24 protein-coding genes and 2 pseudogenes are annotated in these 23,695 nt (G+C 63.9%); 8 read left to right on the forward strand and 18 right to left on the reverse strand.

All coding sequences use genetic code 11. The annotated features are described in order from the left end of the window. Positions 1-3: 3 nt before the first annotated feature. Positions 4-756, reverse strand: coding sequence for a phosphatase PAP2 family protein (locus tag ACRHIG_RS25190; protein ID WP_489628277.1), 753 nt, complete (start codon positions 754-756; stop codon positions 4-6). Positions 757-903: 147 nt separating this feature from the next. Between ACRHIG_RS25190 and ACRHIG_RS25195 the strand changes: the two genes are divergently transcribed. After that, on the forward strand, positions 904-1,128 hold the full coding sequence (locus tag ACRHIG_RS25195) for a hypothetical protein (protein ID WP_010396348.1): 225 nt from the start codon (positions 904-906) through the stop codon (positions 1,126-1,128). A gap of 107 nt (positions 1,129-1,235) precedes the next feature. Here the strand turns inward: ACRHIG_RS25195 and ACRHIG_RS25200 are convergent, their stop codons facing one another. The 3 genes and pseudogenes from ACRHIG_RS25200 to ACRHIG_RS25210 all read right to left on the reverse strand — a co-directional run bounded on the left by ACRHIG_RS25200 (position 1,236) and on the right by ACRHIG_RS25210 (position 5,181). Next, a complete protein-coding gene (locus tag ACRHIG_RS25200) occupies positions 1,236-2,348 on the reverse strand; it encodes an AI-2E family transporter (protein ID WP_489628278.1) in 1,113 nt (370 codons plus the stop codon). 89 nt (positions 2,349-2,437) lie between these two features. Further along, positions 2,438-3,621: pseudogene (locus ACRHIG_RS25205) on the reverse strand (DUF1501 domain-containing protein). 15 nt (positions 3,622-3,636) lie between these two features. Further along, positions 3,637-5,181, reverse strand: coding sequence for a DUF1800 domain-containing protein (locus tag ACRHIG_RS25210; protein ID WP_489628279.1), 1,545 nt, complete (start codon positions 5,179-5,181; stop codon positions 3,637-3,639). Between the two features lie 250 nt (positions 5,182-5,431). Between ACRHIG_RS25210 and ACRHIG_RS25215 the strand changes: the two genes are divergently transcribed. Beyond that, positions 5,432-5,809, forward strand: a complete 378-nt coding sequence (locus ACRHIG_RS25215) for a c-type cytochrome (RefSeq protein ID WP_475415973.1) — start codon at positions 5,432-5,434, stop codon at positions 5,807-5,809. A gap of 44 nt (positions 5,810-5,853) precedes the next feature. Here the strand turns inward: ACRHIG_RS25215 and ACRHIG_RS25220 are convergent, their stop codons facing one another. Then, positions 5,854-6,768: a LysR family transcriptional regulator gene (locus ACRHIG_RS25220; RefSeq protein ID WP_489628280.1), complete on the reverse strand. Its 915-nt coding sequence runs from the start codon at positions 6,766-6,768 to the stop codon at positions 5,854-5,856. A gap of 226 nt (positions 6,769-6,994) precedes the next feature. Between ACRHIG_RS25220 and ACRHIG_RS25225 the strand changes: the two are divergent. Continuing rightward, positions 6,995-8,009 (forward strand): annotated as a pseudogene (locus ACRHIG_RS25225) (zinc-binding alcohol dehydrogenase family protein). On the opposite strand, the gene ACRHIG_RS25230 reads toward ACRHIG_RS25225, so the two are convergent. Next, complete coding sequence (locus ACRHIG_RS25230) at positions 8,010-9,278, reverse strand: glycerate kinase type-2 family protein (protein ID WP_489628281.1); 1,269 nt, start codon at positions 9,276-9,278, stop codon at positions 8,010-8,012. It lies immediately after the preceding pseudogene. Positions 9,279-9,368: 90 nt separating this feature from the next. Between ACRHIG_RS25230 and ACRHIG_RS25235 the strand changes: the two genes are divergently transcribed. Next, complete coding sequence (locus ACRHIG_RS25235; protein ID WP_489628282.1) at positions 9,369-9,722, forward strand: YnfA family protein; 354 nt, start codon at positions 9,369-9,371, stop codon at positions 9,720-9,722. Here ACRHIG_RS25235 and ACRHIG_RS25240 read toward each other — a convergent pair whose 3' ends face one another. Next, on the reverse strand, positions 9,723-10,124 hold the full coding sequence (locus ACRHIG_RS25240; RefSeq protein ID WP_070224889.1) for a TerB family tellurite resistance protein: 402 nt from the start codon (positions 10,122-10,124) through the stop codon (positions 9,723-9,725). 70 nt (positions 10,125-10,194) lie between these two features. Next, positions 10,195-11,157, reverse strand: a complete 963-nt coding sequence (locus ACRHIG_RS25245; RefSeq protein WP_328571087.1) for a TerC family protein — start codon at positions 11,155-11,157, stop codon at positions 10,195-10,197. Between the two features lie 159 nt (positions 11,158-11,316). Between ACRHIG_RS25245 and nhaR the strand changes: the two genes are divergently transcribed. The 3 genes from nhaR to ACRHIG_RS25260 all read left to right on the forward strand — a co-directional run bounded on the left by nhaR (position 11,317) and on the right by ACRHIG_RS25260 (position 13,653). Next, complete coding sequence (gene nhaR / locus ACRHIG_RS25250; protein ID WP_099409922.1) at positions 11,317-12,216, forward strand: transcriptional activator NhaR; 900 nt, start codon at positions 11,317-11,319, stop codon at positions 12,214-12,216. Between the two features lie 115 nt (positions 12,217-12,331). Then, entirely contained in the window at positions 12,332-12,562 is a 231-nt protein-coding gene (locus tag ACRHIG_RS25255) for a hypothetical protein (RefSeq protein ID WP_489628283.1), read from the forward strand. After that, entirely contained in the window at positions 12,481-13,653 is a 1,173-nt protein-coding gene (locus ACRHIG_RS25260) for a chloride channel protein (protein ID WP_489628284.1), read from the forward strand. The genes ACRHIG_RS25255 and ACRHIG_RS25260 overlap by 82 nt, the downstream gene beginning before the upstream one ends. On the opposite strand, the gene ACRHIG_RS25265 is transcribed toward ACRHIG_RS25260, so the two are convergent. From ACRHIG_RS25265 to ACRHIG_RS25300, 8 genes are all read right to left on the reverse strand, one after another. Continuing rightward, a complete protein-coding gene (locus tag ACRHIG_RS25265; protein ID WP_489628285.1) occupies positions 13,650-14,474 on the reverse strand; it encodes a toxin-antitoxin system YwqK family antitoxin in 825 nt (274 codons plus the stop codon). The two genes, ACRHIG_RS25260 and ACRHIG_RS25265, sit on opposite strands and share 4 nt — an antisense overlap. A 78-nt stretch (positions 14,475-14,552) precedes the next feature. Further along, a complete protein-coding gene (locus tag ACRHIG_RS25270) occupies positions 14,553-15,002 on the reverse strand; it encodes a MarR family winged helix-turn-helix transcriptional regulator (RefSeq protein ID WP_489628286.1) in 450 nt (149 codons plus the stop codon). A 126-nt stretch (positions 15,003-15,128) separates the two neighbouring features. Continuing rightward, a complete protein-coding gene (locus tag ACRHIG_RS25275) occupies positions 15,129-15,947 on the reverse strand; it encodes a toxin-antitoxin system YwqK family antitoxin (RefSeq protein ID WP_489628287.1) in 819 nt (272 codons plus the stop codon). 9 nt (positions 15,948-15,956) lie between these two features. Beyond that, entirely contained in the window at positions 15,957-17,084 is a 1,128-nt protein-coding gene (locus ACRHIG_RS25280; RefSeq protein ID WP_489628288.1) for a toxin-antitoxin system YwqK family antitoxin, read from the reverse strand. 154 nt (positions 17,085-17,238) lie between these two features. Continuing rightward, positions 17,239-18,051 carry an ABC transporter ATP-binding protein gene (locus ACRHIG_RS25285; protein ID WP_489628289.1) on the reverse strand — a complete coding sequence of 271 codons (813 nt, stop codon included), beginning with the start codon at positions 18,049-18,051 and terminating at the stop codon, positions 17,239-17,241. Then, a complete protein-coding gene (locus tag ACRHIG_RS25290; RefSeq protein ID WP_489628290.1) occupies positions 18,048-19,073 on the reverse strand; it encodes an ABC transporter permease in 1,026 nt (341 codons plus the stop codon). The genes ACRHIG_RS25285 and ACRHIG_RS25290 overlap by 4 nt, the downstream gene beginning before the upstream one ends. A 108-nt stretch (positions 19,074-19,181) precedes the next feature. Beyond that, a complete protein-coding gene (locus ACRHIG_RS25295; protein WP_326458365.1) occupies positions 19,182-19,565 on the reverse strand; it encodes a hypothetical protein in 384 nt (127 codons plus the stop codon). 44 nt (positions 19,566-19,609) lie between these two features. Then, positions 19,610-20,572 (reverse strand): Dyp-type peroxidase, encoded by a 963-nt coding sequence (locus ACRHIG_RS25300; protein ID WP_489628291.1) that lies wholly within the window; start codon positions 20,570-20,572, stop codon positions 19,610-19,612. 155 nt (positions 20,573-20,727) lie between these two features. On the opposite strand from ACRHIG_RS25300, the gene ACRHIG_RS25305 reads away from it, so the two are divergent. Beyond that, entirely contained in the window at positions 20,728-22,152 is a 1,425-nt protein-coding gene (locus ACRHIG_RS25305; RefSeq protein WP_489628292.1) for an aminotransferase-like domain-containing protein, read from the forward strand. 5 nt (positions 22,153-22,157) lie between these two features. On the opposite strand, the gene moaA is transcribed toward ACRHIG_RS25305, so the two are convergent. Next, complete coding sequence (gene moaA, locus ACRHIG_RS25310) at positions 22,158-23,294, reverse strand: GTP 3',8-cyclase MoaA (protein WP_489628293.1); 1,137 nt, start codon at positions 23,292-23,294, stop codon at positions 22,158-22,160. A 64-nt stretch (positions 23,295-23,358) separates the two neighbouring features. Next, complete coding sequence (locus ACRHIG_RS25315) at positions 23,359-23,652, reverse strand: helix-turn-helix domain-containing protein (RefSeq protein WP_489628294.1); 294 nt, start codon at positions 23,650-23,652, stop codon at positions 23,359-23,361. Positions 23,653-23,695: the final 43 nt, after the last annotated feature.

Consider the following 23,695-nt stretch of genomic DNA (forward strand, 5'->3'; position numbering starts at 1 on the left):
CCCTTATCTGGTTTGCCGGATATGCCGGCGGCGGCGCAGGGTCGACACGCCGGCGATGCAGATGGCCAGCCAGCCATAGCTTTCCGCCATCGCCGCCAGCACATCGCTCAGGTAATGCGCGCCCAGGTAGATGCGGCTGAAGCCCACGAGCGACGCCATCAGGAAGGCTGCCAGCGCGATGGCGATGCGCTTGCCCCAGGCGCCCGGTGCCGTCTGGCAAATCAGGTAGGCGGCCAGCAAGCCGTACAGGGCTGTCGAGGTGGCCGTATGGCCGCTGGGAAAGCTGTACGTGCTCAAGGCCGTCTGCAGGATGGGCTCGTCAAAGCTGGGCCGCGCGCGGACAAAAATGTACTTTAACAGCAGGTTCAAAAACATGACGCCCGGCATGGTGATCACCAGGGTAAACAGCCAGTAATCGGCGCCCTTGCGGTGCAGATACCAGCCCAGCAAGACGGCCAGGGTGATGGCACCGATCACGCCATGCATATGCGTGACGACCAGCAGGCAACTGGTGATCCACGGCACGGCATGCTGGTTGAACCACTGCGCCACCTGCAAGTCGATCACCGTAATTTGGGCCATGCCCATCACGGCTTCGGCGATCTCGTGGAAGACCACGATGGCCACCAGCATCAGCGCCACGCCCACCGTCATATGCAGACCCAGCTCGCCTTCGGGCGACAGGCGCGCCTCGACGAAGCGCCGCAGTTTCATGGTCCAGCCCGTGGTCATGCCCATGTCATTATTCTCTTGCAAACTGATCTCTCTTTCATGTTCCTGGCGATGATCAAAAAAACCACACCAGCAAAAAAATACTGTTTATTCATACAGTAGCTGTGTTTTCATACAGTAGTTATGCTATTCTGATGACTCGTTCAACACATCTCCCTCAAAGGAATTGTCATGGCAACATTGAATAGCGGTTTTGGCTCACGGTTCGGCCTGGAATACGCCCCAAGCTCTTTCCTCGTCCGCATGGGCAAGCGCGAAATCCTCGTTTGCCGCGACTTCCGCAAGCGCTACTACACCGTCAATCCCTTGATCGAGTGCGGTACGGGCATCGAGCCGGGCTATGTTGAAGTGCTGCTGATGCGCCGTTGGCTCCTCATTCTATCCAAGGCGCATTAAGAATGCCTTTAAAGCATGGTGCTTGCACCCTGTTGTAAAGTCAGCTCCGCCCGGCCACGCCGGGAGCGCGCCAGTACCGGCCAGCGGCAACGCTGGCCGACCCCTCATTACTGCGTGCGTTCCGGGGCGGCCGGGCTGGCAGGTGTATTCGGGCCTGTCTTGACAGGCGCCACCTTGTCGAACACATTCGCTTCGTACCACAGCGTAACGAACAGCACCATCACGACGGGGCCGATGAACAGGCCCACGAGGCCCAGGGTTTCCACGCCGCCCAAAATGCCGAACAGCACGGCCAGGAAAGGCAAGCGGGTGGCGTTGCCGATCATGCCGGGGCGCACGAAGTGGTCGGCCACGAACAGCACCACGGTGCCCCAGGCGGCCACGCCGATGGCGGCGCCCACATTGCCCTGGAAGACCAGCAAGGCGGCCGCGCACAGGTAAGCGAGCGGCGCGCCGAACGGGATGATGGCCAGGATGCCCGTGGCGAACGCCCACAGGGCCGGCGACGGCAAGCCGGCGATGGCATAGGCGAAGCCGATCAGCACGCCCTCGGCCAGACCCACCAGCACCAGGCCGTTGACGGTGGCGCGGATGGCGGTCGGGATCTTTTGCGCATAGCGGCCCCAGCGTTCAGGGCGCAGGAAATGGCTGCCGACGGCCGTGATCTGGCGCGTCAGCGCTTCGCCATCCTTGTAGAAGAAAAACAGGCATAAAAAGGCCAGGCCGAAGTCGACCAGGCGGTGGAAGACGTCCGCGCCCAATACCTTGAGCATGTCGCGCGCGGAATGAAAGCCGCCCACGGCGCTGCCCGCAAAGAAGTGGCCGAGGCCGTGTGGCTGGCTCAGGGTGGCTTGCCACCAGTCGCCGATGGCGCTGCCCGCCAGGGGAATATGCGGCACCCAGTCCGGCACGGGCAAGCCGTCCGTATTCGCATGCACGATGAAATTGGCCAGCACGGGCACTTCGCGCGCCGCCTGCGCCACGCCGAACAGCACGGGGATGATGAAGATGCAGGCAAACGCCAGGGTCAGCACGGCTGCCGCGATGATGGTGCGCTGGCCCAGCGCCGCGCGCACGCGCAGGTACAGGGGCCAGGTGGCCACGCACAGGATGCCGGCCCACACGAGCGGCAAAAAGAAACGCTGCATGACGAAGGCCGTCACGGCGATCAGGGCCAGGGAAAAGCCTGCGCTGACGATGTCGCGCTGGGTATCGGTCATACCACTCCATTCGTGCCCGGCGCCACAGGCCGCCAGTATTCGCTATGCGCCAGTTGCGCAGGCATAGCGTAACACGCCACCCGCCAAGCTTATACCAGTCCCAGCTCCACCGGCTTGACGCCGGCAAACACGTGATCGAGTTGCGCCGGCGTCAAACCGAAGGTGCGGCGCAGCAAGCCGCCCAGCACGGCCCGGTATTCATTCAGCACGGGCATGTCGCGGTTCTGGAACAGCGTCGCCTGCGAAATCGCCACCTGTTCGCCCGCCACCTGCTTGCCCTTGATCCCGCCACCGAGCACCCAGAACACGCTGCCGTGGCCATGGTCCGTGCCGCGGTTGCCGTTTTCGCGGAAGGTGCGGCCAAATTCGCTGACCACCACCACCACGGTATTGCGCCATTCGCTGCCCATTTCCTGCGAAAACGCGGCCAGGCCCCGCCCCAGCTCGTCGAAGCGCCCCGCCAGATAGCCGCTGGCGCCGCCCTGCCCCACGTGCGTATCCCAGCCGCCCACGTCGACGAAACCGAGGTTGTATTTGTCCTTCATCAAGCGGGCGATGCGCTGCGCTTCCAGTTCAAAACCCTTGGTACTGATGGCGTTGCGGTTGGCCGCCTGCATTTCTCCCGTCAATTCCCGGCTCACGTCCGCGCGCACGGCAAAGCCTGCGCTGACCGGTTGCTGCAAGGGTGTGCCCTTGTACATGGCGGCGATGAGCTGGCTTTGACGCGCATCAATACCGGACTTGCCCACGGAGCGCAGCCCCATGTTCGGCACTTGCACGCCGCCCTGGAAGATCAGGGGCAGCTGGTCCGTGAAGGAAATGGCGTGATTGCCGCTGTTGAGGCTTTGCGCCAGCCGGTTCAAAAAGCCCGAGCGGAAATCGCGGCGCCCGCCCAGTTCCTGCCCCAGTTCAATGCTGTCCTGCGTCTCGAAATGGCTGCGCGTCAAATCCGTCGTGCCCGCAAACGGGATGAAGGCCGCCTCGCCGCCAGTGAACATCGGGTAGATGGTCTCGCGCAAGGCGGGATGCAGGGCCCAGTCGGCGTTCAAGGCCAGCGCGCCGTTATCCGCACCGGGCTTCGCGATGGCGATATTCGGCCGCGATGCATAATAAAAATCGCTGCCGAGCGGCACCAGCAGGTTGTTCGCGTCATAGCCGCCGCGCAGGAAGACAAACAGCAGCTTCGCATTCGTGGCGGGCGCGGCCAGCAGGCTGCCCGCGTGCGACAACAGGGCGCGGCGGCCAGGGCTTTCAACAGGTCACGACGGTTCATGGTGATCCTTTCAATCTAACGGTGCATCATTTCCGGTGAAGACAACAGGAAAGTGTTCCACTCCTGCGGCGAGGCGGCCTGCTCCAGGGCCTGGCGCGTGGCGGGACTCAGGCCTGGCTGCAGCGACTGGTAATACAGGGCGCTGGCCAGCTGGGGAAACGCCACCTTTTCCTGCGGCTGCGGGCCATCCGTCCTGAACAGGCCGGCGCTGCCCGAACCGATGGTGCGGGCGATATCGAAGCGCGTCGTCATCTGGCCGGGGCTGGCCCAGGAGGCGTCCGTCAGCGGATAGCCATCGGGCGTCTGGCGCCCGTACAGGGGCTGGCCCATGCGCGCGAGCCAGCTCAGCATGGGGCCCGCGTTCAGGATGGGCTTGTCGTCGTAGCTGAGGCGCACGGCCGACACCACATAATGCATGGGATCCTTGAATTTCTTGCCCAGCGACTGCCTGAACTCGGGACTGCTGAACATGGTCTGCAGCACGTCGGCGATCATGCCGTCGCTTTGCTGGAAGGTGGCCGCCATGCGCGCCACCAGGGCTTCAGGTGGATTGTCGCCGACGAAATACTGGGCCAGCTTGCCGCTGATAAAGTGCGCGGTGGCGGGACTGCGGCTCAGGCGATCCAGCGCTTCGTCGAGTTCGGCCAGTCCCCTGCCCTTCACCGTTTGCCCCAGAAATTGTTTATCGCCGTAATCGTGGCGGTTCGGATTGAATTCGAACAAGCCACGGCGCACGTATTGCGATTGCAGCGCCGGTTTCACCTTCGGCGTATCCGTGCCCAGGTTGACGCCCACCCCGGTCAGGATGCGCGCCAGTTCCTGCACGTCCGTCTGGCTATAGCCCCCGTTCACGCCCAGGGTGTGCAGCTCCATCAGCTCGCGCGCATAGTTTTCATTGATGCGCTTGACGGCATTGGCTTCATTATCGAGGTAGCGCAGCATGGCCGGATGGTGGACGGTGGCGCCCAGCAAGTCGCGGAATTTCCCCAAGGCATGCGGCACGATGGCGTTCGCCTCGTAGTCGCCGACCATGGCGCGCAAGTTGTGTTTGCCTTGGTGTACGCTGAAATGGTTGAGCCAAAACCAGCTCAGCTGCTGCTGCAGCTGGTTCGGCGAATACACGTCCAGCAACAGCGAACGCGTGGCCGCCTCGCGCGCCAGGCGATTCAGTTCCTGCTGGTACTCCTTTTGCGCCTGCTGCTTCGCCATGTCGTCCATGACGCCGGCCGACGCCTTGCGCTTTTGCTCCACGGACATGACGAGCTGATCGAGCGGCACCTGGCTGATGGTCATGGCGTCGATCTGCGCCTGCACGGCGGGCGGCAGCGTGGTTTTGCCTGGGTGCAGTTGCGCCCGCAGCCAGGCGTTCCAGCCTTTCTCTTGCACTTGGCGCACGCTGCCCCCGTTCACGCCCCAGCTGACCCGTTCCAGCATGGCAATGTCCTGCGCGAAACTGGCCGGCGCGCGATGATCGGCCTGGACGGCAGGTTCCGTCGCGGCACAGCCGGCCAGCAACAGCAGGGACATCAAGGTCGTCGGCAATAATCGGTTCGGGGTCATGGCAATCCTTCAAGCGGTTTCATGCAGAATGCCTGAGAGTACGCCCAGGTTGACCTGCGCATGATTGCCATTTGCAACGAGTTGTAATCAAGCAGGATTGCTCATTAGGAAACTTTTCGCGGGTACGGGCACATGACTGATGAATAATCTCGGATAAAATGTTATCGGGAGAATTGCGTATTGCAATGGCAGCTACGTATTTTCTCTTGAATCAGACATTATCCATACAATACGTCCATATTAAAAAGAAATGAAAATATTATTTATCGCTGCATTCGGAATGTTATCGCTCATACAAACGCCGTCAGCCTCCGCGGAGAATCTGAATGGAAAAACGCTGTATGTCCAGCGATGTGCCGTATGCCATGGCGCAGAGATCAAGGGCACAGGGCCATTGGCGAATAAAAGCACGCCTCCCACACCGGACCTGACAACGGCCGCTTTCAAGAAACGCCTGAAGGATTATCCGGGTGTGATCGTATCCTCGGTCATACTGCGTCCGAATGGCGATTTGATTCCAAAGACCTTGAAAGAGAATGGCGTCAAGATCGCGCCATACGCCTGGCGGGTAAAGGATTTTCGCGATTTGAATCAATACATGAGCGATGTGATTTTCAAAAACCGCTGATCTTACAATCAGCGAAGTACGCCTCGCGCAGGAATCATCCGCAATTAATCATGCTGTTTGAATAACTCCGCACACTTGTCGCGCAAGAAATCGCGCAGCTGCAGCACCAGCGGCGTCACTTGCGCCCGGTGCATGCAGACCAGGTGCAGGGGCGTCGCCTCGCCCGCCACGTCGGGCAGCAGCACGTGCAGGCGGCCGGCCGCCAAGTCGCCGGACACGTCGAGCCGCGATTTATAGGCGATGCCCAGCCCCGCCACTGCCCAGCGGCGCACCAGCTCGGCATCGTCGGCGCTGCGGTTGCCGCTGACGGAAATCGTCACTTGCTCGCGCTGGGGCAGGCGGTAAAAGGTCCAGCGGTCGTGCAAGCCGTCTTCCAGCGCGAAGCGCAGGCAATTGTGCTGCAGCAAGTCTTCCAGCGCCAGCAAGGGGCCATGTTCGCGCAGGTAGCCGGGCGAGGCCACCAGCACCCTGTCGTTGGCGGGGGCGATGGGCATGGCGATCATGCTCGAATCGTCTTGCTGGCCGTAACGCAGGGCAATGTCCACTTGCTGGCGCACCATGTCGGCCACCCGGTCGCTGACGCTGAGCTGGTACTGCAGCTTCGGGTGGCGCGACTGGAATGCGTCCAGCCAGCCCAGCATCAGGTTGCGGCCCAGGTCGGAAGGCATGGCAATTTTCAAGGTTCCACCGAAACTGTCCTTGCCGGCCAGCAGCGCATCATGGCCCGCGCGCAGCAGGCGCAAGGCTTCGCGCGCGTGCTCCAGGTATTGCGTGCCTTCCGGCGTCAGGCTCAGCGAACGGGTCGTGCGGGCCAGCAGGCGCAAGCCCAATTCCCCTTCCAGGCGCTTGACGGCGGCGCTGGCCAGCGCTGGCGAGATGCCGATCTCGCGCGCGGCCGCCGACAGGCTGCCCCGGTCGGCCGTGCGCACAAATACCTGCAAGTCATCGAGTCGCAGCAATTTTCAGCATTCCTTTGAAAGTGTTTCGGTACGCGCCCTCTTTTTCGCTGGCGAGAAAATGGCCATGATACGTCATCAAGCCTGTATGGCGTAGGTCGGATTAGGTCCAAAGGACCGTAATCCGACAACATTGTTGGCGTGGCCGATGGTGGTGTCGGATTACGCGCGGTACAGCCGCGCTAATCCGACCTACCCGACTCCATCACTGTTTTACCAAAGGAAGAATATGAAAGCCATCGCCTACCACCACAGCCTGCCCATCACGGATGCCAACGCCCTGCTCGACATCGATCTGCCCGTGCCCGTCGCCACGGGACGCGACCTGCTCGTCGCCGTCAAGGCCGTCTCCGTCAACCCCGTCGACACCAAGGTGCGCAAGAACCGCGCGCCGAAAGACGGCCAGCCCGAAGTACTGGGCTGGGATGCGGCCGGCGTCGTCACGGCCGTCGGTCCCGACGTCACCCTGTTCCGTGGGAGACAAGGTCTGGTACGCAGGTGCCATCAACCGCCCCGGCAGCAACAGCGAATTTCAATTAGTCGACGAGCGCATCGTGGGTCACATGCCGGCCAGCCTGGACTTTGCTCCGGCCGCCGCCCTGCCGCTCACGGCGATCACGGCCTGGGAATTGCTGTTCGACCGCCTGCAGCTCAGCCGCGACAGGAGTCTGACCGGCAAGTCGCTGCTGGTGATCGGTGCGGCCGGCGGCGTCGGTTCCGTGCTGGTGCAGCTGGCGCGTCAATTGACGGGCGTCACCATCATCGGCACGGCGTCGCGCGCGGAAACGGCCGATTGGGTCAAGCAACTGGGCGCCCACCACGTGATCGACCACAGCCTGCCGCTGGCCGCCGAAATCACGCGCCTGGGCTTGCCGCCCGTCGATTACGTGATCAGCCTGAACCAGACGGACAAGCATTTCGAACAGATCGTGGAACTGATCGCGCCGCAAGGGAAATTTGCCCTGATCGACGACCCCGAGCACATCGACGTGCGCAAGTTCAAGGGCAAGAGCGTGTCCCTGCACTGGGAACTGATGTTTACCCGTTCCCTGTTCCAGACGGCCGATATGCTCCAGCAGCATGCACTGCTGGAAGAACTGGCGCAGCTGGTGGATGCGGGCGTGATCAAGACCACCGTGGCCGAGCGCTTCGGCACGATCAATGCGGCGAATTTGAAACGCGCGCATGCCTTGCTGGAGAGCAATACGGCCAAAGGCAAGATCGTCCTGGAAGGTTTTAACTGATCAGGTAATCAAAATGGCCCGGAAATCATTGACGTTCGTCAATGTCGGGCCCGTGATCACACTATCTCCCAGCGCCTGGAAGAAGCCGTGTCCATCGTTGTTGTCGAGGCTGTCGCGGGGCTTGATGCCCAGCGCCCAGGCGCGCCGCAGGGTGTCAGGCGCCAGACAAGCGCCGGCGATCTCTTCCTGGCCATCGACGCCATCCGTGTCGCCGGCCAGCGCGTGGATGCCCGCTTGCCCGTCCAGCGCGATGCCCAGCGCCAGCAAAAATTCCACGTTGCGCCCGCCGCGACCGTTGCCGCGCACGGTGACCGTCGTTTCGCCGCCCGACAGCAGCACGCACGGGGCGGGAAACGGCTGGCCCCGTACCGCCGTCTGCAGCGCGATGCCGGCCATGACCTTGCCCACGTCGCGCGCCTCGCCTTCCAGGCTGTCGCCCAATATATACGGCGTGACGCCGGCCGCGCGCGCCACGGCGGCCGCCGCTTCCAGGGCCATCTGCGGCGTGGCGACCAGGGTCGTGCGCGTGCGCGCCAGCCGCGGATCATCGGGTTTCACGGATTCGCCGCGCCCGCTTTCCAGCGCGGCGCGCAGGCTGTCCGGCAATGCGATCCCATAGCGGCGCACGATGGCCAGCGCGTCGGCGCACGTCGTCGCGTCGCCCACCGTGGGGCCGGACGCGATATCGCCCAGCTTGTCGCCGGGCACGTCGGAAATCGCCAAGGTCACCACTTGCGCCGGATGGCAGGCGGCCGCCAGCCGGCCGCCCTTGATGGCGGACAAATGGCGGCGCACGCAATTCATTTCGCCGATAGTGGCGCCCGACGCCAGCAGCGCGCGGTTCAGGGTTTGCTTGTCTTCCAGGGTGATGCCGTCCAGCGGCAAGGCCAGCAGCGACGAACCGCCGCCCGAGATCAGGCACAGCACCGTATCGTCCGCCTGCAGATTGCTAACCAACTCCAGCATGCGGCGCGCCGCCGTCATGCCGGCAGAGTCCGGCACAGGATGCGACGCTTCCACGATCTCGATGCGCTCGCACGGCACGGCATAGCCGTAGCGCGTAACGACGAGCCCCGACAGCGGCCCCGGCCAGTGCCGCTCGACGGCTTGCGCCATGGCGGCCGAGGCCTTGCCGGCGCCGATGACGATCAGCCGCCCCTTGGGCGCGGGCGGCAGATGGGGCGGTATGCAGTGCGATGGCTGGGCCGCTTCGATGGCGGCCTGGAACATGGCTTGCAGCAAGGCGCGCGGCGCTGGGGTCGTCGTCATGGTGTCTCCTCCGGTATCCGAAGCCGATCATAGCAGGGACGGCGCCGCCCGGCGGCTAGAATGGCGTCTTGACCACATCACAGGAACACCATGAGCGACGCCATCGAATGGACCAGTCTTGCCCGCACCTTCGGGCTGTTTACCGTCACGGCCGTGGCCGAATTGCTGGGCTGCTACCTGCCCATGCTATGGCTGAGCAACAAGGGCAGCGCCTGGCTGCTGTTACCGGCCGCCATCAGCCTGCTGGTCTTCGTGTGGCTGCTGACCTTGCATCCGGCCGCCAGCGGACGCGTGTATGCCACGTATGGCGCCATCTATATCGCCACGGCGCTGGGATGGTTGTGGCTGGTGGACGGCGTCACGCCCGCCTGGACGGATGTGACGGGTGTGGGCCTGGCCCTGGCCGGCGCCGCCGTGATTGCCATGGGACACAAGGCAGCGTAATTACGCCGCGTGCTGGCGGAAATTCGTTTCCGCCGACCACGCCGCGCTGGCGCGGGCCAGCAGCACGGCTTCGCCATCGGCCAGCCAGTCGTCCGCGTCGGCGATCTTCCACATGGCTTGCAGCAGCTTGCGGCGCAAGTCCGGGTCCGTGATTTCATCGAGCAGGCTGTCGATCACGCCATGGGCCAGCTGCACGGCGCCATGCACGGTCGACGTCAGCATGTCGTCGCACAGGTCTTGCAGCAGTTGCTGGAAGGCGGCCGGCGCCAGGTCGATATGCTCGAGAATCTTGCTGCGGTGCATGGCTTGCAGCTCGGCGCTGGCCAGATTGCCGTCGACCACCATCATCAGGGCCAGGATACGTCCCGCTGCCTGGGGACTGTTCGCTTCATAGGTACGCATGATTTCATTCTTTCATTGTGATTGATCAAAAGACGCGCCACCGCCTTGCGGGGCGCGCCGTACTGCAGTTTTACTTTTTGTCGCTGCGGGTGATGAACACGCTCGCCACGCAGCTCGATACGATCAGCACCGCCACCACCAGCAGCGACGCTTCGACGGGCACGTGGTACCACGGCATGATCAGCATCTTGGCGCCGATGAACACCAGCACCATCGCCAGGCCATACTTGAGCATGTGGAAGCGGTCAGCCACGTCCACCAGCAGGAAGTACAAGGCACGCAAGCCCATGATGGCGAACAGGTTCGACGTAAAGACGATGAACGGGTCCGTCGTGATGGCGAAGATCGCCGGGATCGAGTCCACCGCAAACACCAGGTCCGTCACCTCGATCAGGATCAGCACCAGAAACAGCGGCGTGACATAGCGCAAACCGCCCTTGGCCACGAAGAAACGCTCGCCGTGGTCGCCGTCCGCCACCCGCAAGTGACGGCGGGCAAAACGCAGCACGGGATTGTTCGCCACGTCCGGTTCCGCATCGGCCGCCACCAGCATGCGCATGCCGGTAATCAACAGGAAGGCGCCGAACAGGTACAGCACCCAGCTGAATTCGCTCACCACCCACGCGCCGGCCATAATCATCACGGCGCGCATGACGATCGCGCCCAGCACGCCGTAGATCAGCACGCGGCGCTGGTACTGGATCGGCACCTGGAAGGCGCTGAAGATCAGCAGGAAGACGAACACGTTATCGACCGACAGGGCTTTCTCGATCAGGTAGCCGGAGAAAAACTCCAGCGCCTTCTGGTTGGCGATCTCGGGACCGGCCGTGCCGTTCAGATACCACCACAGGCCGCCGTTGAACAGCAGGGCCAGGCTGACCCACACGAGCGACCACGTCGCCGCTTCCTTGACGCCCACCTTGTGCGCCTTGTTGCCGCCGAAGACGAACAGGTCCAGCGCCAGCATGAACAGGACGAATACGATGAAGCCGGCCCACATGGGTGCCGTTGCAATGCTCTCCAGGCCGTTCATCGGCGGCCTCCGCAACTGTCTGTGTCTATCCTGATGCCCATGGCATTCTCCTTGCATGAATTGAGCAGTCATCATAGGCTGAATATAAACATCGAACAAATCGAATATAATTTACGAATACATCGAAAAAGTCGATGCATTAATTTGCCGGGAACAAACATGTCCACACTCAACTTCAAGCACTTGCGCTATTTCTGGATGGTGGCCAAGACGGGCAGCATCGCCCGCGCGGCCGAGCAGCTGCACCTGACGCCGCAATCGATTTCGGGCCAGCTCAGCGACTTTGCCGACACCCTGGGCGTGGAACTGTTCCGCCGCAGCGGGCGCAAGCTGGAATTGACGGAGACGGGCAGGCGCATCCTCAGCCATGCGGAAGAGATTTTCAGCACGGGCGACGAATTGCTGGAAATCGTGCGCGACCAGTCGCGCACAGCGACGACCACGTTTCGCGTGGGCTGCGCCGATTCCGTGTCCAAGCTGATCGCCTGCCGCCTGGTCGAACCGGCGCTGGGCCTGGCCGAACCGCTGCGCATGATCTGCCGCGAAGGCCGGCTGGCCAGCCTGCTGGCGGACCTGGCCGTGCACCGGCTGGACCTGATCATCGCCGACCGCCCCATGCCGTCCCACTTGAGCGTGCGCGGCTACAACCACCTGCTGGGCGAAAGCGGCATGACCCTGTTCGGCACGCCGGCCCTGGCCGCCACCCTGGAAGGCGGCTTTCCGCTATGCCTGAACGGCGCGCCGCTGCTGCTGCCGGGCGAGGATTTCGCCATCTATGGCCGCCTGCTGCAATGGCTGGGCGACAACCACCTGCACCCGCGCATCGTGGGCGAGTTCGACGACAGCGCCATGATGCAGGCCTTCGGCCAGTCCGGCGCCGGCCTGTTCTTCGCCCCCACCGTGATCGCGCCCCAGGTGTGCGAACAGCATGGCGTGGTGGCGCTGGGCCGGGTCGACAGCCTCGTCGAGCAGGTGTATGCGATCACCACGGAACGCCGCCTGAGCCACCCCGCCACCATCGCCATCAGCCAGAGCGCGCGGCGCGAACTGTTCGTGTAGCAGTTCCACAACTGAAGTTCCACAATTAAAACCCCGCAAATACATTTGAGCAAATACATCTATATAATGGCAAGCCTCCCCGACGCCCTGCGCGCCCCTTCCAGGACTTGCCGCAATGAAGCACTTGCACGACATCCCCTCTGCCTTCAAGCATGAATTTGCCAACCCGCGCCTGTGGTGGTCGCGCGCCGTCGTCGTCGGCATGGCCGCCGTCGCGGGCCTCGTCGTCGTGGGCTTTACGTGGCTCGCGGAAACAGCGCTCGATTGTTTTCTCTTTTTAACGGCAAGGCCTGGTGGTTCGCCCTGCTGTGGACACCGGCCTGCGCCGCCCTGCTGGTCTGGCTGACGCGCCGCTATGCCATGGGCGCGGCCGGTTCCGGCATCCCGCAGGTGATGGCGACACTGGACCCGGCCGTGGCGCCGGAACAGCGCTCATTGTTTGTGTCCCTGAAACTCAGCGCCGCGAAGATCGGCCTGACGGCGGGCGGCTTGCTGGGGGGATTGTCGCTGGGACGCGAAGGGCCGTCAGTGCAGATCGCCGCCGGCGTGATGCTGGCCGCGCGACGCTGGCTGCCGCGCCACGCGCAGGTGAGCGCCCATTCGCTGCTGGTGGCCGGTGGCGCGGCCGGCATCGCGGCCGCCTTCAACACGCCGCTGGCGGGCGTCATGTTCGCCATCGAAGAACTGTCGCGCTCGCCCGAGCAGCGCAACAGCGGCTTGATTGTCGCCGGCATCGTGCTGGCCGGCATGATGGCCGTCTCGATCCACGGCAACGCCACCCACTTCGGCATCATCCATCCCGGCCCCATCGGCCTGGCGCTGGCACTGCCAGGTTTACTGGTAACGTTGGTCGCGGGCGTGGCCGGGGGCCTGTTCGCCCGGCTGCTATTGGCGTCCGCCCGGAGCAATCCGCTGGGAAGATTATCGGCGTGGAGAACAGGCCGGCCCGTGCTGTTCGCCGCCGTCTGCGGTTTGCTGGTGGCGGCCATCGGCATCGCCAGCCACGGCGCCACGTTCGGCAGCGGCACCGTGGCCACGCGCGCCATGCTCGAAGGCTCGTCCGATGTGGCGCCGGCCTTTGTGGCCTTCAAATATGTGGCGACGTGGCTGACCGTGTGGTCGGGCGTGCCGGCCGGCATCTTTGCACCATCCTTGGCCATCGGCGCCGGGATCGGGCATGACATTGCGCAATTGCTGCACTACCCGCATGCGCCCGCGCTGATCGCGCTGGGCATGGTGGGATTCCTGGCCGCCGCCACGCAGGCGCCGCTGACGGCGTTCATCATCGTCATGGAAATGGTCGACGGCCACGGCATGGTACTGAGCCTGATGGCCTGCGCCGTGGTGGCCAGCACCGTCTCGCGCGTGCTCAGCGAACCGCTATACGGCGCGCTGGCCCAGTTGCAGCTGCAACGGCTGCCGGCGCCACCGAACTAAAAATGGCTGCAGGGGCGCAGCAAGCTGCCCTCCTGCCATGCGCAGAGGGTCCGCGTGCCGTCCTCGGCCCAGTTGCGCTCCAGCCCGTGCTTTTCCCCATGCACATAATGGAGGTGCGATTTTTCGCGGCCGTCCGGCCACCAGGCCTCGTACAGGCCCTCGCGCTGGCCGTCCAGATAGGTCCCGCACTCGGCCAGCCGGCCATTCGGATGAAACGCTGTCACTTCGCCCGACAGCACGCCATCGGCAAAATGGGCGCGGTTGCTGACCTGGCCATGCTCGTCAAAGCTCAGGTATTCGCCATCGGCGGGCTGGCCCGCGTGGTACCGCAATTCACGGCTCAGCTGGCCATTCGCATGGTAGTGGCTATGCAAGCCCTCGTACTCGCCGCCGCGGTAAGCCTTGCGGCTTTTTAGCGTGCCATCCGCATACCAGGCGACGTTCACGCCATCGAAGTCGCCCTCGCCGTTGCGCTCTTCCAGCAGGGCCGGCTGGCCATCGGCGAAATACACGCTGCGCTGATAGACGTAGCGGGGCGACTCCGGGTCCGCGCCGCGCAGCCAGGCATCCATGTGCAGCTTGCCCGGCGGCTGCGCGAAATACAGCTGCCAATGCCAGGCCTGGCGGACCGCATCGTGGCGCAGCGGCGCGCGCTGCTCGTACATGGCGGCGGCACGCCCGGCAGGCTGGTAATCCGCGTCGAAATACAGGATGGCCGGCGACGGCTCGGAAGGCAAGGCCGGGGCGGCCGACTCAGTGGCCATGGAAAGGGATGAACCGGCCAGGACGGTAGCCAGCAAAACGGGAATGACGATCTTCAAGGCATGCTTTCATCAACGGTGCGATGGCGCCGATGATAAGGGCAAGCGGAGCGGCCCGGCCACACGCTTGCCGCGTGATTACATGGTGAACGGAAACGGCTGCATGCCACCCTGCCTGTCATCGGGGGCGACGACGGCCAGCAAGGCGTTCAAGCCCTGGTTCAGGTGCGCCAGGCTGTCGGGGTCCAGCTGGGCCAGCGCGCTGGGCAGCAAGCCGCGCGCCGGCTGCGGCGCGCCGGCGATCACGGCTTGCCCTTCCGCCGTCAGGGTGAGCGTAACGACGCGCTGGTCGGGCTGGTCGCGCGCCTTGCGCACATAGGTTTTCTTCACCAGCGCCTCGACCAGGTTGCTGGCCGTCGTCTGGTGTAGCGACATCTTGCCGGCCAGCTCGCCCATGCGCAGGCCCGGCCGCTCCAGCAATTCCTGCATCACCCACAGTTGCGCGCCCGACACGCCGCATTGCTTCTCGATCTGTGCCGAATGCCGCTGCGCCGCGCGCATGACCACGCGCATGTTTTGCAAGGCCATGCCTTGCGCCCTGGCCATTGCCGAAACTTCCGCTTCCACCACCATTGCCTCCAGTTATCAGACCCGGCTGCGCGCCTGCTGGCGGGCCGGAATCCCTGCATGATACCTGCAAAGGCGGGTGGATTCCTAGCGCATGGGGACTGGCTCTCCGGCTTGCCAAACCTGCTCCAGCACCAGCTTGCCGGCCGCGTCCCACTGGCGTTCGATGCCGTGCTTCTGGCCGCGTTCGTACGGCACGATCTGCCGCAGGCTGCCATCGCCGTACCAGGTCTGCAGCAAGCCATGGCGCTGGCCGTCGCGCATGGGCGTGACACTGGCGCGCATGCCGTTGTCATGCCATTCCGTTAAGTCGCCCTGCTCGCGCCCTTGGGCATCCTGCTGCCAGGCAACGGTCGGCTGGCCATTGCTGCCCCACTTCTGCATGCTCAGCAGCTTGCCCTTGCGGTACAGCGCTTTCTGCGCCAATTGGCCATTGTCATGGCTGTCGAACGACCAGCCGTCGGGCTCGCCATTGCGCCACGTCATGCTGGCGAGTACCTTGCCATCGGGCGCCAGGGTGACTGCCTCGCCATCCTGCTGGTCATGGATGAAATGGCTGCGCTGGAACAGCTTGCCGTCTGCGTAAAACAATTGCTGCAGCCCATGCATCCTGCCGCCCTTCAGGAAGGCGCGGCTGCTCACCTTGCCATTCGGCCCATACGATACATACTCGCCATCGGCCATCTGCTGGCCGTGGTAAGTGATGCGGTTCATCAGCTGGCCATTCTCATGGTAAGACTCGACAATACGGTCGCGCCCGTTCGGCAGCCGGGTCACTTTTTGCTTGAGCTGGCCGTTGTCATAGAACGACGTGCCGCCGGCCGGTGCCTGTGCCTGCGCCGCCAGCGGCAGCACCGTCATGAGCGCTGCCAGCAGCGCCAGGCGCATTTGCTGTGCATACCGCATGCGATCCCCCTATTTCGCGGCCACGGGCTGGCCATCGTGCCACGCCTGCTCCAGCACCAGCTTGCCGGCCTTGTCCCACTGGCGCTCGATGCCGTGCTTCTTGCCGTGCTCATACGGCACGATCTGCCGCAGGCTGCCGTCGCTGTACCAGGTCTGCAGCAAGCCGTGGCGCTGGCCATCGATAAACGGCGTCACGCTGGCGCGCACGCCGTTGGCATGCCAATCCGTCGTGTCGCCATGGTCGCGCCCCTGCGCGTCTTTCTGCCACGCAAACTTGGGCCGGCCATTCGGCCCCCACGTTTGCAAGCTGAGCACGGCGCCTTTCCGGTACAGCGTCTTGTTCGACACGACGCCATTGCCATGGCTTTCAAACGACCAGCCGTCGGGCTGGCCGTGCACCCAGACGGTCCTGGCCAGCACCTTGCCATCCTCGGCATACATGACAAACTCGCCCTCGCGCTTGCCATCGACGTGCCGTCCCCTTCGGAACAGCTTGCCATCGGCATAAAACGATTCCTCCAGGCCATCCATCTGGCCATTGCGGCGATACGAGCGGTTGCTGACGGCCCCGTTCGCGCCATACGACACGTGCTCGCCATCGGCCATCTCGTCGCCGTGGTACAGCGTGCGGCTCATCAGTTGGCCGTTCTCGTGGTACGTTTCCGAGATGCTGTCGCGCCCGTTCGGCAACGCGGTCACTCTTTGCTGGACCTGGCCATTCTCGAAGTACACGCAGCCGCCCAGCAGCTCCTCGCCCTGGGCATTGAAATAGGTTTCCCGCAACAGCTGGCCATTCTCGTGGTAATACTTGCGAAACTTTACGAACCTGATCTGACTCAGGTCCAGATCCGTGGCATAGGTTTCAAAGGCCAGCACGCCCGGCGTATCGGGAAATTCGAGCCGTACATGCCAGGCGCCCAGCGCCTCGTCGCGCACGGGCGGCGTGCGCAGCGCATACACGGCGCGGCGCTGGTTGCTGGGCATGAAATTTTCATCCAGATACATGGTCCGGTCTTCCTCCTGCAAGGTTGGCGTTGGCGCTGGCGACTGCGCCGCCGGCTGTGCCTGCGCCGCCAGCGGCAAGGCCGCACCCAGCGCGGCGGCCAGCAGCCAGCGCATCGTCTGTTGATTTTTCATGTTGCTGTTCATGTTGCTTTGCGGCCACTATCATAAAGGCAAGCGCCGTTCGCCATGGGCACGATTGCCGCCCCCGCAATAAAAACCCGGGACCAGACCTGCTGGTCCGGCCCCGGTCCGGGGACATGCGCTGGCGCGGCAGGCGCGCCACACATCAGCCCATGCCATCCTTGACGGGCGACAACTGGCTCGCATGCAGCCGTGCATACGCGCCGCCCTGCTGCAGCAAGGCGGCATGGCGGCCCGACTCGACCAGGCGCCCGCCCTGCATGACGACGATGCGGTCGGCGCTTTCGATGGTGGATAAGCGGTGGGCGATGACGATGGTGGTGCGGTTGCGCATCAGCACTTCCAGCGCCGCCTGCACCGAGCGCTCCGACTCCGTGTCCAGCGCGCTGGTGGCTTCATCGAGCAGCAGTATCGGCGCATCCTTGTACAGGGCGCGCGCGATGGCCAGGCGCTGGCGTTGCCCGCCCGACAGGCGCGAACCGTTCTGCCCCGCCTGGGTCGCGTAGCCTTGCGGCAACTGCATGATGAAATCGTGCGCGTAGGCGGCGCGCGCCGACGCTTCGATCCTGTCCTGATCCGGGGCCGGGTCGCCGTACGCGATATTCGCCGCCATCGTATCGTTGAACAGGATCACATCCTGGCTGACGAGGGCGAACTGGCGCCGCAGGGCCAGCAAGGCGTAGTCGCGCACGTCGACGCCGTCGAGCAGGATCTGGCCGCCGCTGACGTCATAGAAGCGCGGCAGCAAGCCCAGCAAGGTCGTCTTGCCGCCGCCGGAACCGCCCACCAGGGCCACCGTTTCGCCGGCGCGGATGTCGAGCGTGATATCGCTCAAGGCCGTGGGCGCATCGGGGTCGTCGCTGTTGTAGCGGAAGTGCACGTTCTGCAGGGACAGATTGCCCTGCACGGTGGCCGGGGCGATGGTGCCCGGGTCCGGTTCCAGCGGCGTGTCGATCAAGCCGAAGACGGATTCGGCCGCCGCCAGGCCCGCTGCAGCGGCTCGTTGATCTTGGTCAAATTCTTGATCGGCGACTGCATGGCCATCAGCGCCCCCATGAAGGCGACGAAGGCGCCCGGCGTGATGGCGCCGCTTTGCGCGCGCAGCATGGCGAAATAGATCACGGACGACAGGGTGATGCCGACGAGCATCATGATGAAGCCGGAATTCATGGCCGACGTGGCCGCGTGCTTGACGGCCAGCTGGCGGTTGCGCTTGACGACATCGACGAAGCGCGCCTGTTCATAGTCTTGCCCGCCGAAGATTTTCACCACGCGCTGGCCGCCGATGCTTTCGTCGAGCACCGACGTCAGCTCGCCCACGGCTTGCTGCGAACTCTTGCTCAGATGGCGCATGCGGCGTCCCGCCAGGGTCACGACGATGGCCACGATGGGCATCGACGCCATGCAGAACAGGGCCAGTTTCACGTCGATGCTGAACAGCAGGATCAGGTAGCCGATGGTGGCGACGGAATCGCGCACCATCACGTTGAGCACGTTCAAGCCCGCCTGCGACACCTGGCTGGCGTCGAAGGCCACGCGCGACTGCGTCAGGCTGGTGGTGGTGGTATCGAAAAAGCGGCTGGGCAGGCGCATGATGGTGGCGAACATCTTTTCGCGCAGATCGGCCTGCACGCGGCTCGATAGCCAGACGGAACCGTAATCGCCGGCAAAGCTGGACACCATGCGCAGCACGGCCAGGCCCAGGATGGTGGCGGGAATCACCCACAAGTCCACCTGCCCTGCCTGTGCCGGCAAGAAACGGTCGACCCAGCCCTGCAGCATGCCCATCACGCCGGACACGGGCGCGACCTGCGTGCTGGCCGTCGTGCGCATGGCGTCGACGACGTTTTGCAGCTGGCGGATTAACAACACATCGGTGGCGGACGCCACGCCCACGGCCAGCAAGGTGGCGGCAACGATGGCGCCATAGCGGCGAAACTGGCCGGCCAGGCGGAAGAACAGGAGGCGACTTTGCTGCATGCAGGTGACAGAAGTGAGGGTAAAGCGTGATTCTAACCGCTGCCAGACTTACCTATGAGAAAGTCGTCACCTTGCCGGCGCAGGACCGGCAAGGGAAAGCACGGGCGATCAGCTCTTCGCCACTTTCCACGCGGCCGTGCCAGCCTTGCAGACTTTCAGCTTGAGGGTCTGTTCCTGGCCCTTGGCGTTCAAGCCCACCTGCACCTTGCGGCACGTTTGCGCATCCGTCTTTTCCGTGTCGCTGGCCGTGATGTCGGCGGCGATGCGCACGGAATTGCGCAAGCCTTCATTGCTCCATTGCACGGTTTCGCCATCTTTCTTGTCGTTGAGCACGTCGGTGACGGCCTTCACGAAGACGGGCTTGTCGTTCTTGTTCAGGTAAGCCATCGGCGTATCTGCCAGGAAACCCAGGCCGACGGCGGAAGCGGAAGCGCTGAAGACGACGCTGCCCAGTATCAGGGTGGACAGCAATGTGGCGGGACGAATACGCATGGAAAACTCCTTTTAAGTAAAAATAGGGACCGCCGGGGCGGCCCTTAGCCGGGATCCGCCGGCGAAATACCCACGGCCAGCAAGGCGTCGATGCTGGGCACGAAATAGATCGCCGACGACAGCGCCGTGGAAAAATCCAGCAGCCTGTCCGTCTTGGTGACGCCATCATAGCCTACGCCGTACATTTGCCGCAGCATGCCCATGGTCACCGTGATGTCCTTGCAGAAACCGACAAACATGACGCCCGCCCCGGTCGCATTGGCGTAATTGGCATTGCGGCGCACGATATCGACTTCCTCGCCATCGCGGATAAACTGGTTGCGGCCCACGTGGGAATCGACGGGCAGCGGCGACAATTCATGGCTGCCGGCCTTGGTGCGGCCCCACACCTGCTCCGCCGCGTGCACGGGCAAGGCGCGCAGGCGCTCCACGTCCATGCGCCATTTCTGCAGCAGCACGGTCGAGCCGCCCGCACCTGCCTCGCCATCGGGAATGATGGCCACGCCATTCGCGCGGAACGGATTCGGATTGGCGACGCCGTCGGCAAAGCCGTCGAAGGTCACGTTATTGTGATACGGAAAACACACCTGCTCGCTGGCCAGCTCGGCGCAGGGACTCAGCAAGGTGAGCGTCGTGCGCATGCTGTCGTACAGGGTGGCCGCGTTCGACTGCGTGATCCAGACCCAGAAATCGTGCTGGGTGGCGGGCGCCGTCTTGCCGTTGGCGCCCACCAGGTCGTGCGCGAACGATGCCATATTGTCCGGCACGCAGCCGGGGCAGGCTGCGCGCCACAGCTCGGGCTTGAATCCCAGCACCACATTGGCCGTGCCGCCCGTCAACTGATGGTGGCGGTTCAGGGTGGGGTCCAAGATGCCCGTGCCCCCGGATTCCCACAGTTTGCCCAGCAGCCTGAACAGCTGCTCCGGTTCAACGCCGGCCTTCACATTGAACTGCAAATGCACTTCGTCGCGCGCGACGACGGACAGCATGCTTTGTGGAATTGCCATAACCAATATTCCTTTTTTCGTTTTCCAGGTGAATCTTAAACCAGAAGTGCCGGATGGAAGTTTCATTTAGGCAACATGCGATATCTGTAACTATAGGTCGTCATGAATTGGACGATAATGCAATGACGTAGAGCAAGAATCAAGAATGGATACCAATGAAATTGTATGAAAAGCTCGTCAGTGACATCGAGCAACTGGTGGCCCAGGGCGTGCTCTTGCCCGGCGAACGCATTCCCTCCGTGCGCCAGACCAGCCAGCAGCACAAGCTGAGCATCACCACGGTGCTGCGCGCCTACGTCAAGCTGGAAGGCATGGGCGTGATCGAAAGCCGCCCCCAGTCCGGCTACTTCGTGCGGCCCCGCGCCGACGGCGATGCGCAGCCGGCCGACCTGTGCATGCAGGCATCCCAGCCGAGTACCGTGCCGGCCGAAGTGCACGTCAGCCGCCTGGTGCTGTCGACCCTGCGCTCGATCGGCTTGCACGACGCCATCCCGCTGGGCTCGCCCTACCCCGATCCCGCGCTGTTTCCATGGGAACGCATCAACCAGTACGCGAGCGCCGTGGCGCGCCGCAACCGCGACTGGAGCATGACGGACGACCTGCCGCCGGGCAACCCGCAACTGATACGCGAAATCGCCCGCCGCTACCTGGAAAACGGCCTGGCCGTCGATCCCGACGAAATCATCGTCACCGTGGGCGCCACGGAAGCCATCAACCTGTGCCTGCAAGCGGTGGCCAGGCCGGGCGACACCATCGCCGTCGAATCGCCCACCTTCTATGCCATGCTGCTGGCCGTCGAGCGGCTGGGCATGAAGGTGGTGGAAGTGTCCACCGATCCGTATGACGGCATCAGCATCGAAGCGCTGGCCGACATCATGGCCCGGCAACCGATCGCCGCCGTCATGGTCATGCCGAACTTCCAGAATCCGCTGGGTTTCCAGATGTCGGACCAGCGCAAGCGGGCCCTGGTCCAGCTGCTGGAGCAGCACGACGTGCCCGCCATCGAAAACGGCGTCTACAACGAACTGTATTACGGCGACGCCCACCCGTCCTCGCTCAAGTCCTGCGACCGCAAGGGCCTGGTGCTGCACTGTTCCTCGTTTTCCAAGAGCCTCAGCGCCGCCCAGCGCGTGGGCTGGGCCCTGGCCGGACGCTACCGCAGCAAGGTGGAGGAACTCAAATTCCTCAACACGCTCACCACCTCGTCGTTCCCGCAGCTGGCCATCGCCGAATACCTGCAGAACGATGGCTACGAACAGCATCTGCGCCGCACCCGCAAGGCCTACGCCCAGCAGGCGCGCATCATGGCCGCCGCCGTGCTGCGCTTCTTTCCCGCCGGCACCAAAGTCTCGCAACCGCAGGGCGGCTACGTGCTGTGGGTGGAGTTGCCCGGCAACGTGGACTCCATGCAGCTGTACCGGCGCGCGCTGGAATGCAAGATCACGGTGGGCCCGGGACGCATGTTTTCCGTCAGCCAGGCCTACAGGCATTGCATCCGCCTCAACTACAGCTATCCGTGGAGCGTGGAGGTGGAACAGGCGATCATCTTGCTCGGCAAACTCATCACCGAATTCTTGTAGACCATTCACCCACCCACCAGCGACATGCGCACGGTGGGATACTGCTTGCGCTGGGCGCCGCCGGCCTGGGCCAGCGCGCCGCGCACTTCCGAGTAGCGGTCGCCACGGCGTTGCCAGTGCCGGCGCAGCACGGTTTCCAGACCTTGCGCGCCTTGCGCAGGATCAAGCTGGGGCCGCAGGTCGAGGCCGTCGTGGGCGAACAGGCAGGTAAACAGCTTGCCGTCCGACGAGACGCGCACGCGGCTGCAATCGCCGCAGAACGGCTGCGACACGCTGGAAATGAAACCCACTTCGCCGCCGCCATCGAGATAACTGTAGCGGCTGGCCGTCTCGTGCAGGATCGGCTTGCCTTCGCCCAGCGATACGAGGGGGAACTCGGCCGCGATCAGCGCGCGCGCCGCGTCCGACGTGACGACGTGCGTGCGCGACCAGGCGCCGATGCCGCCCACGTCCATGAATTCGATCAGGCGCAGGATCACGCCCGTGTAGCGGAAGTGGTGCGCCAGCGGCACGATCTGGCTATCGTTGACGCCTTTCTGCACGACCATGTTGACCTTCACGGGGTGCAAGCCGACGGCTTGCGCTACCTCAATCCCGTGCAGCACTTTCTCGACGGGAAAGTCGACGCCATTCATGCGCTGGAAGATGCCGTTGTCCAGACTGTCGAGGCTGACGGTGACCCGCTCCAGGCCCGCCTCCTTCAGCGAACGCGCTTTGGCCGCCAGCAAGCTGCCATTCGTCGTCAGCGCGATGCTCACGGCGCGCCCGTCCGGCGTGGTGAGGCGCGCCAGCATCTCGATCAGCCGTTCCAGGTTCTTGCGCAGCAGCGGCTCGCCGCCCGTGATGCGGATCTTATCCACGCCCAGGCGCACGAAGGCGCGCGCCATCGTTTCGATCTGCTCGAAGGACAGGCGCTCGCTTGATGGCAGGAACGGGTAATCGCTGGGGTACAGCTCGGCCGGCATGCAATAGGTGCAGCGGAAGTTGCACTGGTCGATGACGGAAATGCGCAAGTCCGTCAGGGGCGGCCCAGCATGTCCACGCAGGGCGCGATATGGTCTGGCTGCCGGAGCGCTGGCTGCGGATACAGGATGGTGTTCATTGTGCTTCCCCCTTGATGTGCATTCGTCAGGACGTAGCATAGGGCGAATGGGGACAGGCCAGGAGGTACAGTCCGGCGCCAGCCGATAGAGTACAGATGCGGTTTTACTCTGCCGGCGGCGGCGCGAACACGCTGGCGCACAGCTCGGCACCCGCCGCGGAGAGCAGCGCGCTGCCGCCGCCGCTCTCGGCCGTGGCGACCACCACCAGGCCCGCGCTGGACAGCGCATTGAGCTGGCGCAACAAAGTGCTCATCTGTACCCCTGCCCGCTTGGCCAGCTTGGCCAGCGACCACGGCTTCCCCGGCGCCTCCTGCCGCGCCTCCCACAGCAGCGCCAGCAGCGCGATCAGCGCCGCGTCGATGCCGTCTTCCTTGTCTTCCTTGTCTTCCTTGTGCATGTTTTTTCTCCTTGTCCACATCATAAATCACGGCCGGCGCCGG

It is taken from the genome of Janthinobacterium sp. C22, from assembly GCF_057919405.1.